The 6,218-nt window shown below is 70.8% G+C and carries 4 protein-coding genes; all 4 read right to left on the reverse strand.

The genetic code is table 11. The features are described 5' to 3' along the window. Window positions 1–5: 5 nt before the first annotated feature. A complete protein-coding gene (tssH, locus tag CDO46_RS06070; protein ID WP_165963018.1) occupies window positions 6–2,657 on the reverse strand; it encodes a type VI secretion system ATPase TssH in 2,652 nt (883 codons plus the stop codon). Next, window positions 2,648–3,727 carry a type VI secretion system baseplate subunit TssG gene (gene tssG, locus CDO46_RS06075; RefSeq protein WP_087837655.1) on the reverse strand — a complete coding sequence of 360 codons (1,080 nt, stop codon included), beginning with the start codon at window positions 3,725–3,727 and terminating at the stop codon, window positions 2,648–2,650. The genes tssH and tssG overlap by 10 nt, the downstream gene beginning before the upstream one ends. A 4-nt stretch (window positions 3,728–3,731) precedes the next feature. Continuing rightward, a complete protein-coding gene (gene tssF / locus CDO46_RS06080) occupies window positions 3,732–5,564 on the reverse strand; it encodes a type VI secretion system baseplate subunit TssF (protein WP_087837656.1) in 1,833 nt (610 codons plus the stop codon). Window positions 5,565–5,672: 108 nt separating this feature from the next. Continuing rightward, a partial coding sequence (locus tag CDO46_RS06085) for a 3D domain-containing protein (RefSeq protein WP_254914561.1) occupies window positions 5,673–6,218 on the reverse strand: 546 nt, incomplete at its 5' end.

Below are 6,218 nucleotides of genomic sequence, written 5' to 3' on the forward strand. Positions count from 1 at the left end.
GGCCGTCAGCCGATGGTGTAGGCGAAGCCGCCGTCGGTCCCGATGCCGGCGCCGATGCGGGAGATCGGCTCGGCCGCGCCCATGCGGGCCAGCACGAGATCGGCCACCTCGGGCAACAGGGTGCCGGTCAGGATGTTGTCGATGTTGCGGGCGCCGGAGTCGACCTCGGTGCAGCGCTGCGCGATCGCGTCCACCAGCGCCTCGTCGTACTCGAACGCCGCCGCGTGATTGGCGCGTATGCGGCGGGCGATCTTGTCCAGCTTCAGCCGCACGATGCGCTTCATGTTCTCGTCGCGCAGCGGATAGTAGGGAACGAGCGCGCAGCGGCCCAGGAACGCGGGCTTGAAGGTTTCCTGCAGGTCGGGCCGCAGCAGCTCCAGCAGCTCGTCCACGGGCGGCCGGATGCGGCCGTTGTCGCTGGCCTGCATGATGAGGTCGGTGCCGGCGTTCGAGGTCAGGATGATCAGCGTGTTGCGGAAGTCGATCTCGCGCCCTTCGCCGTCTTCCATGTTGCCCTTGTCGAACACCTGGAAGAACAGCTCCAGCACGTCGGGGTGGGCTTTCTCGATCTCGTCCAGCAGCACGACGCTGTAGGGCCGCCGGCGGACCGCCTCGGTCAGGACGCCGCCCTCGCCGTAGCCCACGTAGCCCGGCGGCGAGCCTTTCAGGCTGGAGACGGTGTGCGCCTCCTGGTATTCGGACATGTTGATGGTGATCATGTTGCGCTCGCCGCCGTACAGGATGTCGGCCAGCGCGATGGCGGTCTCGGTCTTGCCCACGCCGCTGGTGCCCACCAGCAGGAACACGCCCTTGGGCTTGTTCGGGTCCTCCAGGTTCGCGCGCGAAGTGCGCACGCGCTGCGCGATGGCGCGCAGGGCATGGTCCTGGCCGATCACGCGTTCGGCCAGCAGCGTGTCCAGCCGGCGCACCGCGTCGATCTCGTCGGCCACCATGCGGCCCACCGGGATCCCCGTCCAGCCGGCGATCACTTCGGCCACCGCGTTGCCGTCCACCAGCGCGTGGACCATGGGCGCATCGCCTTGCGCGGCGCGCAGTTCGGCGCGCAGCCGGTCCAGTTCCTGCGCGGCGCCGGCGCGCTCGGGGGCGTCGGCCGGCAGGCCGGCCAGCGCATCCAGCCGGGTGCCGATCTCGGCCACCAGCTTGCGCTCGGCCGCCCATTTTTCCTTCAGGCGCTCCAGGGCGGACTGGACCTGTGCCGTGTCGGCCGCGATCTCCGCCAGGCGGCAGGCATGGTCCAGGCCCGTGGCGGCCTCCGACTCCAGTTGCGTGCGCTCGGTGGCCAGCGCCTCCAGCCTGCGCTGGGCGTCTTCCACCGCGGCCGGCGTGGCATGCTGGCCGACCGCGATCTTGGCGCAGGCCGTGTCCAGCACGCTGACGGCCTTGTCCGGCAACTGCCGCCCCGCCACGTAGCGCGACGACAGCTTCACGGCATCGGCCACGGCCTCGTCCAGGATGCGCACGCCGTGGTGCTTCGCCATGGCCGCCGCGACCCCGCGCAGCATGCCGACGGCCTTGGCGTCGGCGGGCTCCTCCACCTTGATCACCTGGAAGCGGCGGGTCAGCGCGGCGTCCTTCTCGAAGTATTTCTTGTATTCGCTCCACGTGGTGGCGGCGATGGTGCGCATCTCGCCCCGGGCCAGGGCCGGCTTGAGCAGATTGGCCGCGTCGTTCTGGCCGGCCGCGCCGCCCGCGCCGATCAGCGTATGCGCCTCGTCGATGAACATGACGATGGGCTTGGGGCTGCGCTTGACCTCGTCGATCACGCCCTTGAGCCGGTTCTCGAATTCGCCCTTGACGCTGGCCCCCGCCTGCAGCAGGCCCAGGTCCAGCGACAGCAGCGTCACCCCGCGCAGCACGGGCGGCACGTCGTCGGCCACGATGCGGGCCGCCAGGCCCTCGACCACGGCGGTCTTGCCCACCCCCGGCTCGCCGGTCAGGATGGGGTTGTTCTGGCGCCGCCGCGACAGCACGTCCACCATCAGCCGTATTTCCTCGTCGCGGCCCAGCACCGGGTCCAGGTGGCCCTCGCGCGCCCGTTGCGTCAGGTCTATGCAGAAGCGGTCCAGGTTGGGCGTCGCGCTGGGCTTGCCGCCTGCGCCATCGGCCGCCGGCGCCTGGTCGGCCGGTGCGCCGGTGTCGCCCAGCGCCAGGGCGTCGCGCGCTTCCACCGACGCCGCGGCGATGGCGTGGAAGTTCTGCTGCAGCGATTCCAGGTTGATGCCCTGCAGCGACTTGATGGCGGGCGCCAGCAGGCGCCTGAGGTCGGCATCCGCCAGCAGCGCGATCAGCAGATGGCCGCTGCGTATCCTGGCCTCGCCGTATTCCACCGACGCGAACACCCAGGCGCGTTCCAGCAGCAGCGGCAGATGGGGCGACAGCGCCGGCGTGCGCGAGTTGCCGGTCTTGAAGGTATCCAGCGCGCGGTCCAGTTCCTTGCGCGCCTGGTCGGGGGGGACGTCGAACTGGCGCAGGATGCGCGTGACGTCCGTGTTCTCGGTCTCGAGCAGCTTGGACAGCAGGTGCTCGATCTCGACGTCGTAGTGGGTACGCGACAGGCACAGGCCGGCCGCTCCCTCCATGGCGCCCTTGCATACGCCGTTCAGGCGTCCCACCAAAGCCCGCAGGTTCACCGCCATGACTGGCCTCCCGTTGCGCTGAATTGAAATTCGCAGTCGTCCGCCGGCCGCGCGCTGCGCCGCCCGCCCAGCCAGGTGTTCCAACCCAGGCGGGCGGCATCCGTGGTGGCGCCGCCCAGCCGCAGCGGCCTGACTTCGTCGGCGCGGACCGCCAGCCGGATGCGCAGGTCCAGCGCCAGCCCGGTCATGAACCGCGCCAGCTCCACCGTGCCGTCCAGCCAGCCCGCGCGCTTGTCCGGCGGCGGCAGCAACTGCTCGAAATGGCGGCGCCGCAGCGGTCCCACCCGCAGCCGCAGCGTGCTCTGCCGGTCCCAGAAGCGGCTGCCCAGCACGCATTGCCGCCCCAGCGTCGCGGCCTGCCGGCCCAGGCGCGTGCGGTCGCCGGCCGGCACCTCCTGCCAGGTGCCGACGCAGCTTTCCACCGCGACCGGCGCGCGCAGGTAGTCGCTCATGACCTGGGCCAGCGACCCGGCGCCGTGCGGCCGCTGCGACAGCAGGCCGGCGTAGTAGCCCAGCGCCGAGCCGGGCAGCGGGCGCCGCCGCGCCTGGGACCCTGCCGCGCGGCGCGGAAACAGGCTGCCGTAAAGATGGGGCGTGCCCATGCCGATCAGGTCGTAGACGTGCCGGTGCACGCCCGACTCGGCATCCGATTCCAGCGCGACCTCGGGGCGATGGCGGGCCCAGGCGCGCCAGAACAGTTCGATCAGCCGGTGGTTGAACAGGTCCAGGAAATCCTGCGCGGCTGGATCCCGCGCCTGGCGAAGGACCATCAGCCACTCGGTGTAGTGGCGGGGCAGGACGCCCGATGGGCCGGCCAGGCCCATGAAGTTCACCCGCATCAGCTGCGGTCCGTCGGCGCCGGCCCACGCCGGCCGGTCGATGGAGGCGATCTCGTTCGGCGGGAAGAACAGGCCCAGCGTGGCGCCGAAGCGCAGGGCGTCCGGAGGGATCGCGCGCGTCCCCGCCGGTATGCCGGCGCCGCGCAGCAGCAGCCGCACGGCCTGGAAGAAGCCATATCGCTCCGGATGCGCTTGCAGCAGGGCCAGGTGGCTGTGGACGGGAGCGGCCATGGCGCTACACCAGGTGCTGGTCGCCCGAGCGCGGGGCGAAGGTGGCCATGGCGGCTTCGCGCTGCAAGGTGCGCACGGTCAGCCGGGTCCAGGAATTCGCCGTGCAGTACAGCCCGAAGAAACGGTCGAGCACGCAGGCCAGCAGGTAGACGCCCGAGCCCACGTACTGGTTTTCGTCGAAGGTCAGGGTGATGTCCGTGCCGCGCACGAAGGCCTGGCGCGGCGCCGCGCCCACGCGTGCGACCGAGGGCGCGCCGGCCACGTCCACGATGCCGGCGATCTGCTTGCGCAGGCTGGCCGAGTCGGTGAAGTTGTACAGGCTCAGTATCTCCAGCAGCGCTTCGCGTCCGCCCTCGACGATGGACAGATGGTTCAGCGCCAGGTGGGAGATCAGCCGCCACTGGTTGGCCAGGCGCATGGGCGCGCGCCAGGTGGCGGTGGGCTTCTTCAGCAGCCGCGCGCCGGAAACGGCGCCGGCGTCCTCGAGTTGCAGATTGCTGTCCTCGCCGCCGAAGGGCAGGAGCGCCGGCAGGTCGCGGTTGGTGCAGGTCAGCATGATGGACAGCGTGTCCACCGACGGCACGCTGGGATCCATGTCCTTGTCGACCAGCGCGATGCGCATGTCCGTGCCCTCGTCCGACGGCTGCGACGAAGGGACCCGGCGGGCGATCCAGTAGGTGCCGGGCTCCTGCTCCAGGCCGTGCGCCACCGAGAAGAAGGGCAGGAACTCCCGTACGTGCTCCTGCGACACGCCGCGGGTGTGCCGGCGCACGCCGTCCACCGAATAGACCTCGAGTCCCAGCGGACGCCGCACGTCGGGGATCACGGGATATTCGTGCAGCTCGTGCGTCAGCCGCACCGGTTCGGCCGGTTGCGAGAAAAGATTGACGATGGGCGTGCAATGCAGCCTGAAGGTATCGCGGCCCACCGTCTGCTCCAGCCGGCCCAGGCGCTCCTGGCGGCCGAAGGGCGCGAGCAGGAAGCGTATCTCGATGCCGCGGGCGAAGCGGCGCAGGTCCAGGCCGGCCAGGTCCACGAACAGGAACTTCTCCGGCAGGACGAAGTATTCCTGGATCAGCCGGTAGCCCAGGAACGAGCGGGGATCGTAGTCCAGCAGCCCTTCGCCCTCGCCGAAGCCCACCGGACGCAGGCAGGAGGCGGGCAGCTCCAGCGGCTCGGCCGCGGGCTGTCCCTCGGCCGCCGCGATCTGCACCCGGCTGGTACTGTTGAGCAGCAGTTCGTGCAGCGCATGCACCAGCGGGCTTTCGCCATCCAGGTAGAAGCGCAGCGTATCGACGCCCAGCTTGGCGAAGCTGGCCTGGCCGCGGGTCTCCACGCGCACGCTGATGGTGGCGGCCGTCTCCGCGCCGCGCAGCGCGAAGGCCGAGCGTTCGATGGATTCACAGCGGGCGGCCGTGACCTCCAGCGGCCAGACCTCCACCGGCCAGGCATTGCGGTAGCGCACGGGCTCGCCCTGCACGGGGCGCGTCAACAGCGTGGTGCCGCGCTCGACGCGCTGCGCGCCGCTCAGCTCCGCGCCCGGCGCCAGCAGCAACTGGGCGATGGACATCGAAGGCACAGGCCGCAGGAAGTGCGGATACAGCACCGACAGGAAAGCCTCGGTGATCTGCGGGAAATCGTCGTCCAGCTTCTTGTGGATGCGCGAGGCGATGAAGGCGAAGGACTCGATCAGGCGTTCGACGTGAGGGTCTTCGTAGACATCGCCGTCCAGCAGCAGCCGCGCCGCGATCTTGGGATAGCGCGCGGCGAACTCCTTCGAGAGCTTGCGCAGATGCGTGAGCTCGTCTTCGTAGTAGGGAAGGAGTTCCTCGAGCATGGGCGGACGATCCGGCGCGTTGGAGCATGCAGTCTAGGAGGGGACGGCGGCCCCGGCCATTCGCCGAATGGCCTATTACTCGTGGCATCCGGCGGGTGCCGAGATGTCCTACTGCTCCACGCAGTTGTCCGGATCGGGGACCACGCATTCGGCCAGCACCGCCGGGCCGCCCAGCGAGCGCGTGCGCACCGCGGCCGTCATGGCCGCGGTCTGGAGATCTCGCGGCAATAGCAGCCACATCCGGCCGGTTTCCTTCATGCGCGCGGCCCGGTCGCCGGCCGTGGGGCCGAAGCCCCAGAAGTAGTCGGCGCGCACCGTGCCGCGTATGGCGCCGCCGGTGTCCTGCGCGAACATCAGCCGGTTGACGGTGCCGGCCGCGGGAGAAGGGTCGCCGGTGGATACGAAGACCGGGTAGCCCAGGGGCGTGGTGCGCGGATCCACCGCGATGGAGCGGCCCGCCGTCAGCGGCACGCCCAGCGCGCCCAGCGGACCTTGCGGGCCATCGGGGATCAGCCGGAAGAAAACGTAGCTGGGGTCGGGGATGCCGGTTGCCTGCCCGGCCCCGCCCATGGCGGCGGGCGCGGCGGGGGACGCATCCGGGGGCGTGGCGGGCGCGGGGCTCGCGACGGGCCGCGCCGGCGCCTTTCCGCCCAG

The sequence above is a fragment of the Pigmentiphaga sp. NML030171 genome (genome assembly GCF_002188635.1).
GTDB classification, from domain to species: Bacteria; Pseudomonadota; Gammaproteobacteria; order Burkholderiales; family Burkholderiaceae_B; genus Pigmentiphaga; species Pigmentiphaga daeguensis.